Raw genomic sequence first — 18,544 nt, 5'->3', positions numbered from 1 at the left:
TCGTCAAGCGCCATGGCGTTCGATACAGATGGCCTTACGGCGGATTGGCGGCGACGGCTCTGACGATATCATCACGCTCTATATCCAGCAGCGCCTGGTGAATTGAGAATTGCCGGGTTTTGCCGGATGCGGACAAAACGAGGATTACCGTTTCCTTCGGTGGGCAATCCGGCTGCACGCAGGCAATCTCGTTGACGGAAACGATCTCGTCCTCGCGGAGGGCAAGCAGCTCCCGCGTCCAGTGTTTCAGAAGACGGGCCTGAGAGACTATCGCAGAGCCGCTGCGTGCAAGCGGATTTGCTCTTGCCGTCATCGGGAAACCTTTCTTGCTGCCTGCGAGGCCAATGCCTCGAAAAGATCGCGGATCGGCTGCTGCGGCATATCCATGCCAATGAGGACAACACGGGTTGCACGGTTGCCATCCGGCCAGCTTTCCAGACGGCTCAGCGGATAAAGCCGGTGCTGCACGGCATGGGCGACCACTGGACGGTTCAGATCATCCGTCGCACCGAAAACTCCCTTGAGCCGCAGCAGACCGGAATGCACGTTGCTGGTGACGAGTTCGAGAAAGGTAACGATCGCCTGCGGATCGAAAGCGCCATCGAACGTCAAATCGAACGCCTCTACCCCGGCACCATGACGGTTGATATCGTGCCCGTGCGCGGCATGCAGGCTCAGCCTGTCGGCGGCAAGCCAGCCCGTCACGTCTTCCGGCTTGTTACGCAACGAATAATCCGCTGGCGCAAACAGCGACATCAGATTGAAGTCGCGCGCATTGCGGTCATGCAGGCGCGCGGCAGGATTGAGATCGGAGAGGCTCTCACAGCCCATCGCCGCCCCGTCAGTGAGATCGGTTTTGGTCAAAACAATGTGATCGGCAAAGGCAAGCTGTTTCCAGCCCTCGATGAAACTGTCGAGCATCGCCTGGCCGGAGGTAATGTCGAAAGCAGTAACGACGCCGGAGAGATGAAAGTGGCGGGCGACGATATGGTCGCGCAGGCCGGCGGCAGGCGTACCGCCGGAAATCAGGCTGTTGATGATCGGCGCAGGATCGGCAAGGCCGGTGGTTTCGATGACGACACGCGATATTTCCGGCACCACCCCTTCCAGAAAGGCCTGATGCAACTCGTAAAGCGAGGTGCGGATATCGCTGGTGGCGGTGCAACAGATGCAGCCGGTCGTGGTCCTGAAATAACGCTCCGAACCGGTGCGGACCAGGCCGTGATCGATGGGCACCGAACCGAATTCGTTGACGATGACGGCGGCACCACGCATTTCCGGTTCGCTCAGAAGCTCGTTCAGAAGCGTGGTCTTGCCCGCGCCCAGAAAGCCGGTAAGCAGTGTGACAGGCACCGTTCCGCTGGATGGGGTGACGGACGAGACGTCTTCTGGTGCAACCGCCTTCTTCCGCTTCATTCCGAACACATCCGCACCTTCAAGCAGCCAATCTTGGAGAGACTTAATACGTAATGTAATAACATATCAATACTCCTTGTTAGAAATTCCTCGTGAATATGGCCTCGGCAGACCGCTTCCGGTATCCCGTCGCGAGCCATGCCCGCAAGCACACGAAAAAACCAAAGCGGACCCAAAATGGAATAATAAAACCGTTTCGTTCACTTTCGTTTTTTTCGTTCCACCGTCTATTGCATTTTCATTAGAGTTCGCTTTAAATCAGGCCGCTAATACAGAAAAGCTCGCCCGCAGCCATATCGAGGAGGATAGGCTGCAATAAGGGGCTGTATCTTTTACTGTTTTTAAAATGGGAGGAATCGCCTTGAAAAAACTCAGCTACCGTCTTGCTGCGGCATCTGCGCTTTCGTTTTTTGTCACATCGAACGCATTCGCCGCGACGGAAATCCAGTGGTGGCATGCCATGACCGGCGCCAATAACGAGGTCGTGGACGCGCTCGCGAAAGAGTTCAACGAAAGCCAGACAAACTACAAGATCATGCCCGTCTTCAAGGGCACCTATCCGGAAACCCTGAATGCCGGCATTGCCGCCTTCCGCGCCAAGCAGCCGCCGGCGATCATTCAGGTCTTCGACGCCGGTTCCGGCGTGATGATGGGTGCTGCCGGCGCAATCAAACCGGTGGCGGAAGTATTGAAGGAAGGCGGCTACACCTTCAACAAGGAGGAATATCTGGCCGGCATCGTCGCCTATTATTCCAAGCCTGACGGCACCATGCTGTCCTTCCCCTATAATTCGTCCTCGCCGATCCTCTATTACAACAAGGATACCTTCCAGAAGGCAGGCCTTGACCCGGCAAATCCGCCGAAGACCTGGCCGGAGGTTTTCGAAGCCGCCAAGAAGATCAAGACAAGCGGCGCTGCCCAATGCGGCTTCACCTCAACATGGTTGACCTGGATCCAAACCGAAAACTTTGCCGCATGGAACAACGTTTCCTATGGCAGCAATGAAAACGGGCTGGGCGGCACCGATGTGAAGCTTGCCGTCAACGCGCCGCTCTTCGTCGAACACTTCCAGGCCATTGCCGACCTTGCGAAAGACGGCACCTTCCGTTACGGCGGGCGCACTTCGGAAGCCAAGCAGCTGTTCATGTCCGGTGAATGCGGCATCCTTACCGAATCCTCCGGCGGCCTTGGCGATATCATCAAGACCGGCATGAATTACGGTATCGGCCAGCTTCCCTATTACGAGGGTCATGGTCCGCAGAACACCATTCCCGGCGGCGCGAGCCTCTGGGTCTTCGGCGGCAAGAGCGATGCCGAATATAAAGGTGTGGCCGAGTTCTTCCATTTCCTTTCCCAGACCAAGATCCAGTCTCGTCTGCATCAGGTCTCTGGATACATGCCGGTAACAATCGCGGCCTATGAGGAAACCAAGAAATCCGGCTTCTATGACAAGAATCCCGGCCGCGAAACGCCGCTTCTGCAGATGATGGGCAAGCCACCGACAGAAAACTCCAAGGGCGTGCGCCTCGTGAACCTGCCGCAGGTGCGCGACATCATGAACGAAGAGTTCGAGGCGATGCTGGCCGGCAAGCAGGACGCGAAATCCGCACTCGACAAGATTGTCACGCGCGGTGATGCGGCCATCAAGCAGGCCACCGGCAACTAAACGATCCCTGCCCCCGCCCGCATCCTTACCCGGTGCGGGCGGTATTCCCATTTCATCAGGAGATCGCCGTGCAAAGCGTCGTATTCCCCAACAAGATCCTGCCCTATCTGCTGGTCGCGCCACAGATCATCCTGACGGTGATCTTTTTCTTCTGGCCCGCAAGCCAGGCGCTCTACCAGTCGACCATGCGCGAGGATGCCTTCGGGCTGAACAGCAATTTCGTCGGGCTGGCCAATTTTTCCGCCGTACTTTCGGATGAAAGCTATCTGAACGCGCTGCACGTCACGGTCATTTTCAGCGTCCTGACCGCACTGGTCTCGATGGGACTGGCATTGCTTCTGGCAACGGCGGCAGACCGCGTGGTGCGCGGCAAGGGCTTTTACCGCACCATGATGATCATGCCCTATGCTGTGGCACCCGCCGTGGCTGGCATGCTGTGGCTGTTCATGTTCAATCCGGCCATGGGAACCTTCTCCTATATCCTGCGCCGCAACGGCATTATGTGGGACCCGCTGCTCAACGGCAATCAGGCCATGCTGCTCGTGGTCGCAGCCGCCGCATGGAAGCAGATCAGCTATAATTTCCTGTTTTTTGTCGCAGGCTTGCAGGCAATTCCGAAATCATTGCTGGAGGCGGCCTCCATTGACGGCGCACGCGGCTCGCGGCGCTTCTGGACCATCGTTTTCCCGCTGCTGGCGCCGACGACCTTCTTCCTGCTGGTCGTCAACACGGTCTATGCCTTCTTCGATACGTTCGGCATCATCCACGCAGTTACCGGCGGCGGCCCTGCCAAGGCGACGGAAACACTGGTCTACAAGGTCTACAATGATGGCTTCGTAAACCTGAACCTTGGCTCTTCCGCCGCGCAATCCGTCATCCTGATGGTGATCGTCATTGCGCTGACCGCCTTCCAGTTCCGCTTCGTCGAGAAGCGCGTGCATTACGGCTGAGGATTTCCTGATGATTGAAAATCGCCCGGTCGCCCGCGTGATCGCCCATCTGATGCTGGTTCTCGGCATCATCATCGTGGCTTTCCCGATCTACTACACCTTCATCGCGTCATCCATGACGTCGAATGACATCATCCGCCCACCGATGTCGCTGCTGCCCGGCGACCATCTTGGTGAAAACTATACAGACGCCATGGTCGGAGGCGTCGAAAGAGTGGTTGGCGTCAGCCTTGAACGGCTGCTGTTCAACAGCTTTGTGGTGGCGCTCGCCATTGCCATCGGCAAGATCGTCATTTCGTTCCTGTCAGCTTTCGCAATCGTGTTTTTCCGTTTTCCCTTCCGCATGGGTTTCTTCTGGATGATCTTCATCACGCTCATGCTGCCGGTGGAGGTGCGCATCCTGCCCACCTACAAGGTCATCGTCGACCTGGGGCTTATCGATACCTATGCGGGACTGACCTTGCCGCTGATGGCATCCGCGACGGCGACGTTCCTGTTCCGGCAGTTTTTCCTGACCATTCCCGGTGAAATGGTCGAGGCGGCGCGTATCGACAATGCAGGGCCGTTCCGCTTCATGCGCGATATTCTGCTGCCGCTGTCGAAAACCAATATCGCCGCTCTCTTCGTGATCCTGTTCATCTATGGCTGGACCCAGTATCTCTGGCCGCTGCTCGTGACCAACGACGCCAAGATGAACACGATCATCATCGGCCTCAAGCGCATGGTGGATTTCACCGACGCTTCGACGCCCTGGAATTATGTGATGGTGACGGCGATCCTCGCCATCATCCCCCCGATTATCGTTGTGGTGCTGATGCAGCGCTGGTTCGTCAAAGGTTTGGTGGAGACCGAGAAGTAATGGCAAAAATTGCGCTGAAAGACGTCCGCAAGGTTTACGGCGGCAATGTCGACGCCATCAAGGGCGTATCGATGGATATAGCCGATGGCGAGATGATCGTATTGGTCGGCCCCTCCGGCTGCGGAAAATCAACATTGCTGCGCATGATCGCCGGGCTGGAAAGCATATCGGGCGGTGAGATCGTCATCGGCGACCGAGTCGTCAACGATCTCGAACCGTCAGACCGTGATATTGCCATGGTGTTCCAGAACTACGCGCTTTACCCGCATATGACGGTGCGGCAGAACCTCGCCTATGGCCTCAAGAACCGCAACACGCCGAAGGACGAGATCGACCGGCGTATCACCGAGGCGGCCAAAGCACTGGAAATCGAACAATATCTGGAGCGCAGGCCGCGCCAGCTCTCGGGTGGCCAGCGCCAGCGCGTGGCAATGGGCCGTGCCATCGTGCGCAAGCCCGCCGCATTCCTGTTCGATGAGCCGCTGTCCAACCTCGATGCCAAGCTGCGCGTGCAGATGCGCGTCGAAATCCGCCGCCTGCAACGCTCGCTAGCCACCACCAGCGTCTACGTAACCCATGATCAGATGGAAGCCATGACGCTGGCCGACCGCCTCGTGGTGCTGAATGCCGGCCGCATCGAGCAGATCGGCACACCTATCGAGCTTTACGAAAAACCGGCCACCACCTTCGTTGCCACCTTCATCGGTTCGCCCTCCATGAACCTCCTGCCCTACGGCACCCCATCGGCTAACGGCGCATCCGGATGGTCGGTGAATGGATCAGGTGCGCTGCCGCAAACCGCTGCCACACTTGGCATCCGCCCGGAAGACATCACGCTCGCGGAAGCAGGAGCTTCCGATGCCGCCTTCACCGGCACCGTGCGCGTGGACGCCGTGGAACTGGTGGGCGCGGAAAGCTACGTGCATGGCTCCTTCACAGACGGCACCACCATCGTCTTCCGCGTTCCCGGCCGTTCGCAGCTTGGCATCGGCGAAAACCTGCGGATTGCCGCCCAGACGAAGGACTTCCATCTGTTTGATGCAGCGGGGAAGCGGATTTAGGATCTTACGACAGCCAAGGAGACACCCGCCTCTCGGCGGGTGCTCGGACTACCAGACCAGCTCAACCTGTGGCCGACCGTTGGAGGTTTTCTCCACCGTACGTCCGGACGTATCGATATTGCAGTGGATACGCTGCCTGAAAGCCGAGAAGCTTTCGAAGGTCACCACATCCACGGGATCGTCGAGATGCAGGGTCAGCCGGTAGCGTTCCGGGTCGCCGCCTAGCGTTTGCACGCCCAGAACGGAGGCTACGAAGGGCTGGCCTAGATAGAGGCCTTCCACCCGCGAACCAAGAAGATAGGGATTGAATGCGGGACGGTTTCCCGCCGTGGCATGCAGGGTGTTCCAGTCGCGGAAGCCATATTGCGCGGCGATGAGTTCCAGCGCCTTTGAATGGGTGATTGTTTGCCCCTGCACTTCAAGGGCGGCGCGCAGCCGTTTTGCCTGCTCTTTCAGTCCCTCAAGCGCGGGAAGCGGTTTGGACACGTTCATAACGGTTCTCCAACATGCGCATGCCGTATTTTTCCGAAGGGGTCCGCGTTGCCATCGACGACATGCAAAACATGGGGATGACCGTTATTCCAAAAAGAGCTTCACCAGGGGCGCAAACGCCTGCGGACGGCCGGGGCTCTTCTGCCCGTGGCCGTCCATATAGCTCAGAAAGCGCCGCCCGTCAAAGGCGGCGCCGGCACCTAGGCCAAGGTCAGAAGCGATAGGTGATACCCGCACCGATCAACCAGGGATCGAGTTTCGCCTTGCCGCTGATTGGCGTGCCGCCAAGTTCTGCGGTCCAGTCGGTCTTCAGGAAAATCTTCTTCACGTCGAAGTTCACGCCCCAATGCTCGTCCAGCATGTAGTCGAAACCCACCTGCACGGCCGCGCCGAACTTGTTCTTGACATCAAGATTGCTGAAGCCGGGTTTTTCGGACTGGTTGTAGAACATCGAATAGTTCACGCCCGCGCCGATATAGGGCTTGAAGGCGCCGAAATCGGTAAAGTGATATTGCAGGGTCAGTGTCGGCGGCAGTAGCCATGTCTTGCCCACCGGCGTGCCGGCCAGCACACCCTCGCCGTTGATCTTGGCGTATGTGGTGCCAAGGATGAGTTCAGCAGCGATATTCGGGGTGAAGAAATAGCTGATGTCGAGTTCAGGAATGACCGTATCCGAATATGAGAGACCCGCACCCGGCACACCGTCAACGCTGCCGCTGTCATGGGTGATGACCCCGAGACCACGCACGCGCAGCATCCATGGGCTCGCCGCCGCAATCGCCTCTTCAGCGGTGGGGGCTGGTGCCGGCGGGGCCAGATCTGCCGCCATCGCGTTGGCCGACATCAGCATCGCCGCGACGCTCACCGTAACACTGGCAAGCAAGGCGGTTTTTTTGTTCCTGTTCGTCATTCCATCTCTCCTATCGCGCGCCGCAGCCGGGCAAGCCCGGGAAACCGGCTGATGGCGGCGGGCCTTCGCGAATCCTCGCTTGCCGCAGCCGCTACGGCCACTATCGCCAAGGGAGAGTTGAGCGGATTGAGATGGATCAAACCGAAAGGCGAACGATAAGCCAGCGCAGCTAGCCGGCGCATGTTGTGACAATTACGCAACAGACAGCCATGACAACGGTCAAAATAGCGGGCCCGGCAGTCGGAAGTCGGCCTGCTTTCACAAGCCTTCTCCTTTGTAATCTCAGGCGGCCTGCGGTGCCAAAGTCGCGGAACCCGGCTTTTTGAGAAGCAGCACCGAGACAGCAGCGATCATGCACATCACACCGGCAATCTGCAACGCGGGCATGTATGTGTCGAAGTCGCTCTTGAAGAAACCTGCGCCAAAGGCAGCGGTGGCGGCCCCCAACTGATGCCCCGCAAACACCCAGCCGAAAACCAGGCCCGCCTTTTCGCGGCCGAAACTCTCAGCGGCAAGCTTCACCGTTGGCGGCACGGTTGCCACCCAGTCCAGCCCGTAAAATACGGCGAAGACCGAAAGTTCCACGAAGCTGAAGCCCGAGAAGGAGAGATAGATCAGGGACAGCCCGCGCAGACCGTAAAACCAGAAGAGCAGGAAGCGGTTGTCGAAACGGTCAGAAAGCCAGCCGGCGAAGATGGTGCCGAAGAAATCGAAAATGCCGATCACCGCCAGTGTGCCGGCCGCCGTGACCGCCGCCATGCCGAAATCACCGCAGATGGAAATCCAGTGCGTCTGGATAAGGCCGTTGGTGGAAAGTCCACAGACGAAGAACGTGCCGAAAAGCACCCAGAAAACCGGGTTTCCGGACACGCTCTTCAACGTCAGTATAGGGGATGCCAGTGTTGCAAGAAACTTGTGGTCCTGCTTCGGCGGTTTTACCACCACCGTCTCGCCATAGGCTGGCAGGCCGACATCGGCGGGATGGTCACGCATCAAGAGCAGCACGAGAATCATGGCGATCGCAATCACCGCAACGGATAGCGTCAGCGCGGTGCGCCAGCCATAGGCTTCCGTCAGTGCCGCTAGCAAAGGCAGAAAAACCAGCTGGCCGGTGGCGTTACTGGCCGTCATCAGGCCGATCACCAGTCCCCGGCGCTTTGAAAACCAGCGCGATGCCACGGTCGCGCCCAGCACCAGTGCCGTCATGCCGGTGCCAACACCGATCACCACGCCCCATAGCAGCAAAAGCTGCCACACCTCAGTCATGAAGAACGAGGCGACGATGCCGCCCATGATCAGCGCAAGGGCCGTCGACACGACCTGGCGAATACCGAAATGGTTCATGAAGGCAGCGGCAAACGGCCCGAGCAGGCCGAAGAGCACCAGCCTGACCGCCATGGCAGATGAAATATCGGCAATATCCCAGCCGAACTCCTGATGCAGCGGCTGGATCATCACCCCGGCCGATCCCATCGCGCCGGCGGTTGCCAGCATCGTCAAAAAGGTGGTTGCAGCAACAAGCCACCCATAATGTATGTTTCTGTCGGCCATCCAGCTGGCAAGGCGTGTGGAGAGCATGTTCAAAATCCCTTTCCAGCGGCCAGCGGCCGAAATTTTACGGGTATATACCCTATATTGCGGGCAGATACCCGTTTTATCATCAAAAAAATTACAGGGCTGCGAGTAGTTCCTGCAATTGAGCGGTCTTTTCAGGGCCAAGCCGGGCCTCGATTTCGTCCTGAACTCCGTCCCAGAGGGGCGCGCCTGTTTTCAGGATCTCCTGCCCCTGCTCCGTCACGGTCAGCATCGCTTCGCGCTGATCCTCGCCATGGCCGATGGCCACCAGCCCCATGCGGGCCAGCACCTTGGTATTGCGGCCAACAGTCGAGCGGTCCAGTTCCACCCGAGCGGCGAGATCGGAGAGCGACACCGGCGCCATGCGGTTGATGTTCCGCAACAGGCTGAACTGGCCGATATTGACGCCAAGCGGCGCCAGCGCCTCATCGTAATAGGACGAGACCTTACGGGATGCTTTGCGCAGCAGGATGCAGTGACAACTATCGTTTGGCATTTGTCTCGGGTATATACCCGCAAATTCTCCTGCGCAAGAGATGTTCGGAAATTATCGGCAATCAAAGGCCGTCCGCAAGGCACAGGGTAGAAAGAAAAACCCCGGCAATAAGCCGGGGTTTCATATCAGTGACAGGGCTCGTCTCAGGCAGAGAGCCTGCGGCCGCTTGCGACCAGCATACCAGCCGCACCTTCCAGCCAGCCGGCCTTGAGTTCAAGCGCCAGAAAACGACTGCGCTCGAACGGGCCGGGCATGATCAGGTGCTGGGCCTTATCGGCAAAAAAGCCGAAACGCTCATAATAGGCGGCGTCGCCGACCAGAAGAATGCCACCATGGCCGCGTTTGGTTGCCTCGGAGATTGCTGCACGCATCAGCGCCGAACCGATGCCCTTGCCCTCATGGGCAGCGTCAACCGCAAGCGGGCCAAGCAGCAGCGCTTCAACAGCGCGGCCTTCGCGCGAAATGCCGGCCTCGACATTCCACAGGCGCACCGTGCCGATGACATGGCCGTCCTCGTCACGGGCGACGAGCGCCAGACCTTCCGCCGGCACGCGGCCGGCGCGCAGCTTTTCGGAAGACTTGCGGCGGCGGCCAGCGCCCATGGCGCGGTCAAGCAGGTTTTCACGAGCAACGACATCGCCCGGATTTTCCTGATCGACATGAAATGTCTGCGGGGTGAAAAATGCACGTACCGAATTCAGAAGAGCGGCCATCTCTCGGCCCTCCATCACACAACCGCCCACACGCGGCCCTTGATCAAAAAATGGTGGAGCCGTTCCGGCCCGCCGACACGCTTTCCTCGGCTGGAAGAGGAGCAGCAAGCAGGGATTTGCGCAACAGCACAATCGGCAAAGCCGGAACGGAAGCTTGTTCGAGACGCCGCCTTACTCAGCGGGCGGCGTTCGGATCAGATGACGTAGGCTTTTAGCGGCTCAAAACCGTTGAAGGCAACCGCCGAATAGGTCGTCGTATAGGCACCTGCGCCCTCGATCAGAACCTCGTCACCGATGGTCAGAGAGACCGGCAACGGGTACATGTTCTTTTCGTACAGCACGTCGGCGCTGTCGCAGGTCGGACCGGCAAGAACGCAAGGCTCCATCTCGTCCTGATCGCGCTCGGTGCGGATCGGGTAGCGGATAGCCTCGTCCATCGTCTCGGCGAGACCGCCGAACTTGCCGATGTCGAGGAACACCCAGCGATGGTTGTCGTTGTCGGACTTGCGCGACACGAGAACAACTTCCGCCTTGATGACGCCAGCGTTACCCACCATGCCACGGCCCGGCTCGATGATCGTCTTCGGGATCTGATTGCCGAAGTGCTTGCGCAGCGCCGTGTCGATAGCCTGGCCGTATTCTTCGGCAGCAGGAACGTCGCGCAGGTACTTGGTCGGGAAACCACCGCCCATATTGACCATCTGCAGGTGAATGCCCTGCTTGGACAGCGAAGCGAAAACGCGCTTGGCATCGCCCAGCGCTGCATCCCATGCGTCGAGATTCATCATCTGCGAACCGACATGGAAGGATACGCCGTAGGATTCGAGGCCCAGCTGATGTGCGTAGACCAGAACATCAACAGCCATCTGCGGTACGCAGCCGAACTTGCGCGACAGCGGCCATTCGGCACCTTCACCGTCCGTCAGCACGCGGCAGAAGACGCGCGCGCCAGGAGCGGCACGGGCAACCTTCTCGACTTCCTCATGGCTGTCGACGGCGAAGAGATCGATGCCGAGCGCGTAAGCGCGGGCGACATCGCGTTCCTTCTTGATGGTGTTGCCGAACGAGATCCGGTCGGACGTTGCACCTGCATCAAGCGCCATCTGGATTTCAGCCACGGAGGCGCAATCGAAGTTGGAGCCGAGTGAAGCAAGCAGCTTCAGGATTTCGGGAGCCGGGTTTGCCTTGACCGCATAATAGATCGCGCTGTTCGGCAGCGAATGCCGGAACGCGTTGAAATTGTCGCGCACGACGTCGAGGTCGACCACGAGGCAAGGGCCTTCGGGACGTCGGGTCTTGATGAAATCGAGAATGCGTGCAGTCGTCATCGATATATTCCCTATAAAACCGGCTCCGGAAAATCCGGAGGACAAAGGACGCTCGAGATATGCATACGAATCAGCCGGTGGAGGCGCAGAATCGATAGCATACGCTCAAGGCGCAAATATGAATGACGCCCTGCCAGAGCATCATTCGGCTTTGTCTGCCATCGATTGGAGGGAATGACCCGACCGCACTTCAGGCAATGATGGTGTGCCTCTTCAGTACCCCGGCTGATGGAAAGCCGGCAGAGAACCAGAAAGGCCCGCACCGTCGTTGCTTCATATGTCCTCGCATTTCCCGGTTGGCCGGAATAGCGACTGGAGGGGTTAGTTCCAGGTACCTTACCGAACTCCTCACCACATCGAGGACTCGGCGGACACACATGGGCACGTGCGACTTTGGGCAGCACGGGAGATAAGAATATTCGCCGTCATAATCAAGAGGATTTTTTCACCATATAGCGGATTTTTTCGGCAACCATTTTACGGGTTGAACAGTCACGCCTCAGCGTTCAATTATATGGAACGAACCGGAGGATTTTCATGGACACGCTCACCCGCATCCGCGCCTTTATCGACGTTGTCGAAGCGGAGGGTTTTTCCGCCGCTGCCCGCAAGACCGGGCGTTCCAAGGCGCTTTTGTCCAAATATGTCCGGGAACTGGAAGATGATCTCGGTGCACTGCTTCTCAACCGCACCACCCGGCAATTCTCGCTGACGGAGGCCGGCCATACCTATTACCGCACCGCCTCCGACATTTTGAAGGAGATCGACAACCTCGCCGATCTGGTGCGCGAAAAGAATGCCGATCTGAAGGGTAAGCTCAGAATATCCGTTCCGCGCACCTTCATCGACGCCGATGTTGGCCAGAGCCTCATCGATTTCGCCAAGGAAAATCCGGAACTGTCGCTGGAAATCGTCGCCGATGACCGATTCGTCGATCTGATCGAGGAAGGGTTCGACCTTGCGATTCGCATAACGCGGCTGGAAGATTCAGGCCTCATCGCCCGCAAGATCTCCGATTTCCGGGTCTATGCAGTGGCGACGGCGGATTTTGTCGCCAGACACGGCCCGCTCAATGGTCCGCAGGACTTTTCCCGAGTGCCCTTCATCATCGACACTAACACCCGCTTCCACAACACCGTGCGTTATCTTGAAGCGGATGGCGGCTCGAACTCCGTTACCATCAGTGGGCCGATCGAGGTGAACAGCCCGCAGGCGACACTCCGCGCCGCCCGCGCAGGGCTTGGCATCGCCATGGTGCCGGACTTTATTGCAAGACCCTTCATCCAGTCCGGCGAGCTTGTGACCCTGTTCGACGACTATATTTCCAAGGACCGCGGCATATATGCCGTCTACCCCCACCGCCGTTACCTTCCCGCCAAAGTGCGCAGCTTCGTGGATTATCTCTCGGCGTGGTTCAGGAAAAATGGATGAAGAGCGGGGGAGCGGTATAGTTTCCGCCGACCTTCCCCTCGTCATGCCGTATTTAATCCGGCATCGAGCCGCGGCGCGCCCGCGCCATGAATGACTCTATCGCGATCAACGACTTGATCGCGCTGCACCCCGAATCTGGTCCGGGGTGCCGGAGTGCGGATGCAACGCCTGCCTTTCAGCGGGCGTTGCATTGCCGGAAACCGCTTATCAGAACGGCGAATCCGGGAAGTGGAACTGCTTGGCATTTTCCTTGGTGATCAGCGTCGCGTCGAGAATATACTCGCCGGCAACCGGCACCTGATCGTAAAAATGACCAGCCGTCAGCTGCATGGCGGTCGCCACCATCGCCGGCGGATAGAGCACGTCGACCGGAACCAGCTTGTCGCCGTCCATCACGCGCTTGATCATGTCCTTGGAGCCGGCGCCAGCAACAATATACTTGATATCGGTGCGTTTCGCCTGCTGGATTGCCTCCAGCACGCCAACCGCCATGTCGTCGTCCTGACACCAGACCACGTCGATCTTCTTGTATTTGGTCAGGTAGTCCTGCATCACGCGGAAGGCGTCGTCGCGGTTCCAGTTGCCGTACTGGCGGTCGAGAACCTTGACGCTGGAGCCGGCAATACCCTTGTCGAAACCATCCTGGCGCTGCTGGTCGATCGGGATCGGCAGACCGCGAATGACCACCACTTCCGCATCAGGCGTGGTTTTCTTGATGTATTCGCCTGCCACCTGTCCCAGTGCCGGATTGTTACCCGCAACGTATAGATCGCGGATCGAATTGTCGTTGACGCTCGGCGCGCGGTCGACGAGCGCGACAAAGGTGCCCTTGTCCTTGATCTCCTTGATGGCGTTGACGAGCGGATCGGGATCAGACGGCAGCACGACCAGTGCGTCCAGCCCCTGCACGGCGAGATCCTGAAGCGCGTTTGCCTGATTGGCGGCATCCGGCGAGGTCTTGACGATGACGTTCAGACCCGGATGCTCCTTCATCAGAAGCTTTGCCACCCGTTCGGCATGGTAAACGACGCCCGCCGTCCAGCCGTGGTCGGCCGCCGGAATGGATACGCCGATCGTTACCTTCTTCTCCTGCGCATGGGCAGAACCCGCAAGAACGGCAGCCAGCGCGACAAATGCCACGCCGATGAATTTTCTACGCATAGTCTCTTTCCTCCCAAGACCGGGGCGTTCCTCCTGTTGTAACCGCGCATGCCCCAGATTGCGCGGCCAGATGTCTCATCGATGTCCGGCTATCTGCGGCTGAGCGAACGCTGCACCAGCATGGCGATGATGATGATCGCGCCCTGAATGGCACCGATCAGATATTCGCTGACGAAGTTCGACAGGATCATGATGTTGCCAACGATTTCCAGAATGAAGGCGCCGCAAATCGTGCCCCAGATGCGCCCCACCCCGCCCCGTAGCGCGGTGCCACCGACGACGACGGCGGTGATGGCCTGCAACTCCCACAACATGCCTGTAGTGGCAGAAGTGGAGGCAAGACGCGGCACGTAAAGCAGGACGGCAACGGCGACGCAAAGCCCCTGAACCACATAGGCAATCGTGCGGACGCGAACGACCGAAATACCGGAATAACGCGCCACATCCTCACTGGAACCTACCGCCGTCAGATGCCTGCCGTAACGGGTACGGTAAAGCACGAAAGCGGCGATGGCGGCCGTGACGAAGATGACAATGACCGGCACCGGCACACCGATAACATTGCCGAAATAGACCGGGCGATAAAGCGTCTGGATTTCCGGGTTGCGCAGCGTGATCGCGCCCCCTTGCGACAGCCAGGTGGTGAGACCGCGATAAATGCCCATGGTGCCAAGCGTGGCGATGAAGGGCTCGATGCGGCCGATGGTGGTGATGAGGCCGTTTGCAAGCCCACAAGCGGCGCCGATGGCGATAGCCAGCGCCATGGCGGCCAGCAGCATCACCAGCGGATTGGCAATAACGCCGCTGTTCATGAACAGGATCATCAGGCTGGCAACGAAAGCCACCATCGCGCCGACGGAGAGATCAAGTCCGCCGGATGTGATGACATAGGTGGCGCCGAGCGCAATGATGGCGATGAAGGCGCTGCGGGTAACCACGTTCAGCAGATTGTCGATGCCGATGAAATTCGGATTGGCGACGGCGCCGAGAACCAGCAGCAAAGCCAGCGCCACAAAGGGCGCAACGGCGCGCAGGTCCCAGTCTTTCGAGGTCTTCGGCGTTTTGCCGTTATCAAGTGCGGCCTCAGTCATATTTCCCCTCAATTGTCTTTTCTTCAGGCCAATCTGCCGGGACATTAGCCCTCAGGCGAATTCCTGCGTGTGCACGCCAGTCGCAAGCGCCACGATATCGTTTTCGGTCATGCGTTCCCCCGTCACCTCGCCGACGATCCTGCCGGAGCGCATTACAAGGACGCGGTCGCAGATGCCGATCAGTTCCGGCATCTCCGAGGACACGACGATGATCGACCTGCCCTCGTCTGCAAGCTTTGCTATGAAACGGTAGATCTGTTCCTTGGTGCCGATATCGATGCCGCGCGTCGGCTCGTCGATGATGACGATCGATGGATCGAGCAGCATCATCTTGGCGAGCAGCAGCTTTTGCTGGTTACCGCCGGACAGCTGGCCCGCGAGCAAGTCCTTACTTCCCGTGCGAATATCGAAATCACGCACCGCATCATCGAGCGCTGCCTTCTCCCGACGGATATCGATCTGGAACAGGCGGCTGAATTTCCTCAGCGAGGCGAGTGTGAGATTGACCCGCAAATCCTTCGTCAGCAGCAATCCCTTGCCCTTGCGGTCCTCGCTCAGATAAACGATGCCGGCCTTCAGACTGTCTTCCGCCTTTGCAAAATGCACAGGCTTTCCGAGATGGCGGATCGTCCCCCGCCCTGGACGCAGGCCAAGCACGCCCTCCATAAGCTCCGTTCTGCCCGCGCCGACCAGACCCGCAAAACCTAGGATTTCGCCCTTTCGCAGGCTGAAACCGGCATCCTGCGCATAACCGGGAACGGTGAAATGCTCCACCTGTAAGACAGGCTCGTGCTCGCCGCCGGCGTTCCTGTCCGGATAGAGCTTGGCGACATCGCGTCCCACCATCAACCGCGCCATATCGGCGGGCTCAAGCGCCGATATTGGGTGGGAGCCGACCAACCTGCCATCGCGCAGAACGGTCACACGGTCGGCAATCTCCTTCACCTCCGGCAGGCGGTGCGAAATATAGAGCACGGCCACGCCCTTTGCCCTTATGTCCCTGATAACGTTCAACAGCGCATCGGTTTCAATGGGCGTGAGGCTTGCGGTCGGCTCGTCGAAAATGACGACGCGATGCGGCACGAGCAGAACGCGGGCTATCTGCACCAGCTGGCGCTGGGCAATCGACAGGCTGCCGACGACGGCATCGGGATCGATCGTACCGCCGAGATCGGCGATAGCCCTCAGGGCGCCGGCACGCATGGCGCGATCGTCCATCATCGGGCCTTTGCACAATTCGCGGCCCAGATAGATGTTCTGAGCCACCGTCAGATCCGGGGCCAGCAATATTTCCTGATGCACGAGAACGATGCCGCGATGTTCAGCGTCGACAGGTCCGCTCAGCGTAACTGCCTCGCCATCGATCCTGATTTCCCCGCTCGAAGGCTTCTCATTGCCCGCAAGCAGTTTCATCAACGTCGATTTGCCGGCGCCGTTCTCGCCAATGATGGCGTGAACTTCGCCGGCGCGCACGCAAATCTCTATATCCTTCAGAACCTGGACGGGACCGAAAGATTTGGACAACCCGATAGTCCGTATAAGGGCCTGATCTGGAGATTCCTCAGCAAAAGCCATGTGTCGTCACCGGTACCCGGTGCGAATGAACGGAGCTTGCCCCTCGATTTTACTTGAAATCATCATGCACGAACTCCTCCCAAAGCTCTTGGGAAGAAGCTAACGTCCGTTTTGAGGTACGTAAAGCAAATTTCGCTGGTCTTTTAGAATACACTCAAATTTGACCAGGACGATGGCGCCTGAAGGCCCAAAAATAGGCGGCCATGGTCCGGCAGAGCGTTGGAAATCCTCAGTGAGGCAATGCACCCACGAGATGCCTGTGGTTAGAGAAGGCGCTTCAGGGAACTGGCTTCCGGTTGCGGGGAGGCCTTCGTTGTATCGCTGTTGTCGGCAGACCTGTTGCGCATCGCGGCGTAATAGGCGTTTTTTTGCTCGTACATATGCATGTCGGCACGGCGCACCAGCGACTCCATTGTCTCGCCGGCCTCGCTGGTTGCCACGCCCAGCGAAAGACTAAGCGGCGCATTGGAGTAGAACTGGTTGTTGATCTTCAGCAGTTCGTAAATGGTATCCACCATCGCCGCGGCGATCTGCTTGTCTGCGCCGGGCAAAAGGATGGCGAATTCATCACCGCCAATGCGCGCAGCATGGTTCGGCGCAGTAACGACACCGTTCAGGACTTCGCCAAGGCGCCGCAACAGCGCGTCGCCTGCGTCGTGCCCGAGCTTGTCATTGGCGTCCTTGAGGCCATTGAGATCGATGACGATGGCCGAAACGGGCCGGATCGTGCTGCGTTCCAGCCTGTTCATTTCGTCCGAATAGAAGGCGCGATTGTGCAGCTTGGTCAGCACATCGTGCTTGCCGAGATATTCGAGATAGGCCTCCGCCTTTTTCCGCGCCGTAATATCAGTCAGTGCCACCTGCACCAGCGACCAGTCGCGTTCGTGGCCGGGGAAAACGGAGAAATGCAGCAGCACATGCCGCTCTGAACCATCCAGCGCGTAGTTCACCACTTCGCGATGGTGGTTGAGATTGCCGTTCCACAGCTCCATCAGCTGTTCGCGGAAGGGCTTTTCCATTTCACCACGGAAAATATCGCCAAGCCGCTGCAAGAGAACCTGACGGTCCGGTGCACAAAACAGGTCCAGTGTTGCCCGGTTGACATCGATCACGCGGATTTCGCTCATGCATTGGCGCACGAATTCGGGATGCACATCCATGAACACCCGGAAGTCGACGATGCCGCGTTCCCTGACCTCCTCGATCAGACGCCGAACCCGGCTGAAATCCTCCACCCACAGGGAAACCGGCGAATGTTGGAACATGCCTTCAGCATAACGGCGGTTGAAAAGCTCCTTGCGGCGAGCCTCCTCACGTTCGGTCACATCCTCTGTGGTCAGCAGCAACCGCCCGAGCGTCTGTTCGTAGCCGGGTATCACCGCACCGCGCAGCTGGATATCCAGCCGCTTTCCGCCAATCGAGTAATTGACGGCGTTGCTGATGAATTCGGTTTTTCCAGCCCAAAGCTCGGAAAGCTCGTTCACATGGCTTTCAAGCATGTCATCGCGGAAAATCCGGTGCAGATTATCGATCAGATGCGCCTTGTCCCGCGCTTCGAACAGTTCCAGCGTCTTGGCATTAACCTGAACTACGCGGATTTTCTGCGAGCACGCTGCCACCCGCGACAGATCTTCCAGCAGAAACGCCCGGATATCCTCGACGCCCTGCGCCCGCCAGATATCGAACTGGCTTTTCACCTCGCTGAAATCCTCGATCCACATCGCCACAGGGGCAAGATTGAAGATATTGGTATCGATCGTTTCAATCATACGGGCAGTCTTCTTCAGGATAATAAGGGCGGATGCCGAATGCCGAAATCG

Annotated in this window: 17 protein-coding genes; 5 read left to right on the top strand and 12 right to left on the bottom strand. The window is 58.6% G+C overall.

Translation table 11 applies throughout. The features are described from left to right. Window positions 1-34: 34 nt before the first annotated feature. Together CRO62_RS11405 and CRO62_RS11400 are read right to left on the bottom strand one after the other, a co-directional pair. Window positions 35-313 (bottom strand): hypothetical protein, encoded by a 279-nt coding sequence (locus CRO62_RS11405; RefSeq protein ID WP_065659474.1) that lies wholly within the window; start codon window positions 311-313, stop codon window positions 35-37. Continuing rightward, window positions 310-1,416, bottom strand: coding sequence for a CobW family GTP-binding protein (locus tag CRO62_RS11400; protein WP_179784502.1), 1,107 nt, complete (start codon window positions 1,414-1,416; stop codon window positions 310-312). The genes CRO62_RS11405 and CRO62_RS11400 overlap by 4 nt, the downstream gene beginning before the upstream one ends. Window positions 1,417-1,771: 355 nt before the next feature. Here CRO62_RS11400 and ugpB point away from each other — a divergent pair, with 355 nt between their 5' ends. The 4 genes from ugpB to CRO62_RS11380 all read left to right on the top strand — a co-directional run bounded on the left by ugpB (window position 1,772) and on the right by CRO62_RS11380 (window position 5,952). Continuing rightward, window positions 1,772-3,082 (top strand): sn-glycerol-3-phosphate ABC transporter substrate-binding protein UgpB, encoded by a 1,311-nt coding sequence (ugpB, locus tag CRO62_RS11395; protein ID WP_179784513.1) that lies wholly within the window; start codon window positions 1,772-1,774, stop codon window positions 3,080-3,082. A gap of 68 nt (window positions 3,083-3,150) precedes the next feature. Then, complete coding sequence (gene ugpA / locus CRO62_RS11390; protein WP_003510646.1) at window positions 3,151-4,032, top strand: sn-glycerol-3-phosphate ABC transporter permease UgpA; 882 nt, start codon at window positions 3,151-3,153, stop codon at window positions 4,030-4,032. Window positions 4,033-4,042: 10 nt separating this feature from the next. Beyond that, entirely contained in the window at window positions 4,043-4,891 is an 849-nt protein-coding gene (gene ugpE / locus CRO62_RS11385) for a sn-glycerol-3-phosphate ABC transporter permease UgpE (protein ID WP_003510648.1), read from the top strand. Then, window positions 4,891-5,952 (top strand): sn-glycerol-3-phosphate import ATP-binding protein UgpC, encoded by a 1,062-nt coding sequence (locus CRO62_RS11380; RefSeq protein ID WP_097100222.1) that lies wholly within the window; start codon window positions 4,891-4,893, stop codon window positions 5,950-5,952. The genes ugpE and CRO62_RS11380 overlap by 1 nt, the downstream gene beginning before the upstream one ends. A 48-nt stretch (window positions 5,953-6,000) precedes the next feature. On the opposite strand, the gene CRO62_RS11375 is transcribed toward CRO62_RS11380, so the two are convergent. The 6 genes from CRO62_RS11375 to odc2 form a co-directional block, all read right to left on the bottom strand. Then, entirely contained in the window at window positions 6,001-6,444 is a 444-nt protein-coding gene (locus CRO62_RS11375; RefSeq protein WP_097100221.1) for a glyoxalase superfamily protein, read from the bottom strand. A 211-nt stretch (window positions 6,445-6,655) separates the two neighbouring features. Then, window positions 6,656-7,354, bottom strand: coding sequence for an OmpW/AlkL family protein (locus CRO62_RS11370; protein WP_003510654.1), 699 nt, complete (start codon window positions 7,352-7,354; stop codon window positions 6,656-6,658). A 282-nt stretch (window positions 7,355-7,636) separates the two neighbouring features. Continuing rightward, entirely contained in the window at window positions 7,637-8,932 is a 1,296-nt protein-coding gene (locus CRO62_RS11365; protein WP_013761455.1) for an MFS transporter, read from the bottom strand. A gap of 91 nt (window positions 8,933-9,023) precedes the next feature. Continuing rightward, the gene (locus CRO62_RS11360; RefSeq protein WP_097100220.1) at window positions 9,024-9,425 is read right to left on the bottom strand and encodes a MarR family winged helix-turn-helix transcriptional regulator; all 402 of its coding nucleotides are present in this window, start codon (window positions 9,423-9,425) and stop codon (window positions 9,024-9,026) included. 143 nt (window positions 9,426-9,568) lie between these two features. Next, window positions 9,569-10,138: a GNAT family N-acetyltransferase gene (locus CRO62_RS11355; protein ID WP_013761478.1), complete on the bottom strand. Its 570-nt coding sequence runs from the start codon at window positions 10,136-10,138 to the stop codon at window positions 9,569-9,571. Between the two features lie 194 nt (window positions 10,139-10,332). Then, window positions 10,333-11,466 carry an ornithine/lysine decarboxylase gene (gene odc2, locus CRO62_RS11350; protein WP_003510663.1) on the bottom strand — a complete coding sequence of 378 codons (1,134 nt, stop codon included), beginning with the start codon at window positions 11,464-11,466 and terminating at the stop codon, window positions 10,333-10,335. A gap of 537 nt (window positions 11,467-12,003) precedes the next feature. On the opposite strand from odc2, the gene CRO62_RS11345 reads away from it, so the two are divergent. Continuing rightward, window positions 12,004-12,897: a LysR family transcriptional regulator gene (locus tag CRO62_RS11345; RefSeq protein ID WP_003510664.1), complete on the top strand. Its 894-nt coding sequence runs from the start codon at window positions 12,004-12,006 to the stop codon at window positions 12,895-12,897. Window positions 12,898-13,104: 207 nt separating this feature from the next. Here the strand turns inward: CRO62_RS11345 and CRO62_RS11340 are convergent, their stop codons facing one another. From CRO62_RS11340 to CRO62_RS11325, 4 genes are all read right to left on the bottom strand, one after another. Further along, window positions 13,105-14,058, bottom strand: a complete 954-nt coding sequence (locus CRO62_RS11340) for a substrate-binding domain-containing protein (protein WP_097100219.1) — start codon at window positions 14,056-14,058, stop codon at window positions 13,105-13,107. Window positions 14,059-14,147: 89 nt separating this feature from the next. Then, the gene (locus tag CRO62_RS11335; protein ID WP_025595778.1) at window positions 14,148-15,149 is read right to left on the bottom strand and encodes an ABC transporter permease; all 1,002 of its coding nucleotides are present in this window, start codon (window positions 15,147-15,149) and stop codon (window positions 14,148-14,150) included. Between the two features lie 51 nt (window positions 15,150-15,200). Next, a complete protein-coding gene (locus CRO62_RS11330) occupies window positions 15,201-16,724 on the bottom strand; it encodes a sugar ABC transporter ATP-binding protein (protein ID WP_097100218.1) in 1,524 nt (507 codons plus the stop codon). Between the two features lie 263 nt (window positions 16,725-16,987). Next, window positions 16,988-18,493, bottom strand: coding sequence for a sensor domain-containing diguanylate cyclase (locus CRO62_RS11325; RefSeq protein WP_097100217.1), 1,506 nt, complete (start codon window positions 18,491-18,493; stop codon window positions 16,988-16,990). Between the last annotated feature and the right edge of the window lie 51 nt (window positions 18,494-18,544).

It is taken from the genome of Rhizobium sp. AN6A, from assembly GCF_900215635.1.
In the GTDB taxonomy this organism is placed as follows: Bacteria; Pseudomonadota; Alphaproteobacteria; order Rhizobiales; family Rhizobiaceae; genus Agrobacterium; species Agrobacterium tumefaciens.
Note: the sequence above shows the minus strand (reverse complement) of the source record. Positions and strands in the feature narration are given on the sequence as shown.

Coding starts and splice junctions, on each gene's coding strand:
- CRO62_RS11405 (WP_065659474.1), bottom strand. CDS start 313: ATGACGGCAAGAGCAAATCCGCTTGCACGCAGCGGCTCTGCGATAGTC.
- CRO62_RS11400 (WP_179784502.1), bottom strand. CDS start 1,416: ATGAAGCGGAAGAAGGCGGTTGCACCAGAAGACGTCTCGTCCGTCACC.
- ugpE (WP_003510648.1), top strand. CDS start 4,043: ATGATTGAAAATCGCCCGGTCGCCCGCGTGATCGCCCATCTGATGCTG.
- CRO62_RS11380 (WP_097100222.1), top strand. CDS start 4,891: ATGGCAAAAATTGCGCTGAAAGACGTCCGCAAGGTTTACGGCGGCAAT.
- CRO62_RS11375 (WP_097100221.1), bottom strand. CDS start 6,444: ATGAACGTGTCCAAACCGCTTCCCGCGCTTGAGGGACTGAAAGAGCAG.
- CRO62_RS11370 (WP_003510654.1), bottom strand. CDS start 7,354: ATGACGAACAGGAACAAAAAAACCGCCTTGCTTGCCAGTGTTACGGTG.
- CRO62_RS11365 (WP_013761455.1), bottom strand. CDS start 8,932: ATGCTCTCCACACGCCTTGCCAGCTGGATGGCCGACAGAAACATACAT.
- CRO62_RS11360 (WP_097100220.1), bottom strand. CDS start 9,425: ATGCCAAACGATAGTTGTCACTGCATCCTGCTGCGCAAAGCATCCCGT.
- CRO62_RS11355 (WP_013761478.1), bottom strand. CDS start 10,138: ATGGCCGCTCTTCTGAATTCGGTACGTGCATTTTTCACCCCGCAGACA.
- odc2 (WP_003510663.1), bottom strand. CDS start 11,466: ATGACGACTGCACGCATTCTCGATTTCATCAAGACCCGACGTCCCGAA.
- CRO62_RS11345 (WP_003510664.1), top strand. CDS start 12,004: ATGGACACGCTCACCCGCATCCGCGCCTTTATCGACGTTGTCGAAGCG.
- CRO62_RS11340 (WP_097100219.1), bottom strand. CDS start 14,058: ATGCGTAGAAAATTCATCGGCGTGGCATTTGTCGCGCTGGCTGCCGTT.
- CRO62_RS11335 (WP_025595778.1), bottom strand. CDS start 15,149: ATGACTGAGGCCGCACTTGATAACGGCAAAACGCCGAAGACCTCGAAA.
- CRO62_RS11330 (WP_097100218.1), bottom strand. CDS start 16,724: ATGGCTTTTGCTGAGGAATCTCCAGATCAGGCCCTTATACGGACTATC.
- CRO62_RS11325 (WP_097100217.1), bottom strand. CDS start 18,493: ATGATTGAAACGATCGATACCAATATCTTCAATCTTGCCCCTGTGGCG.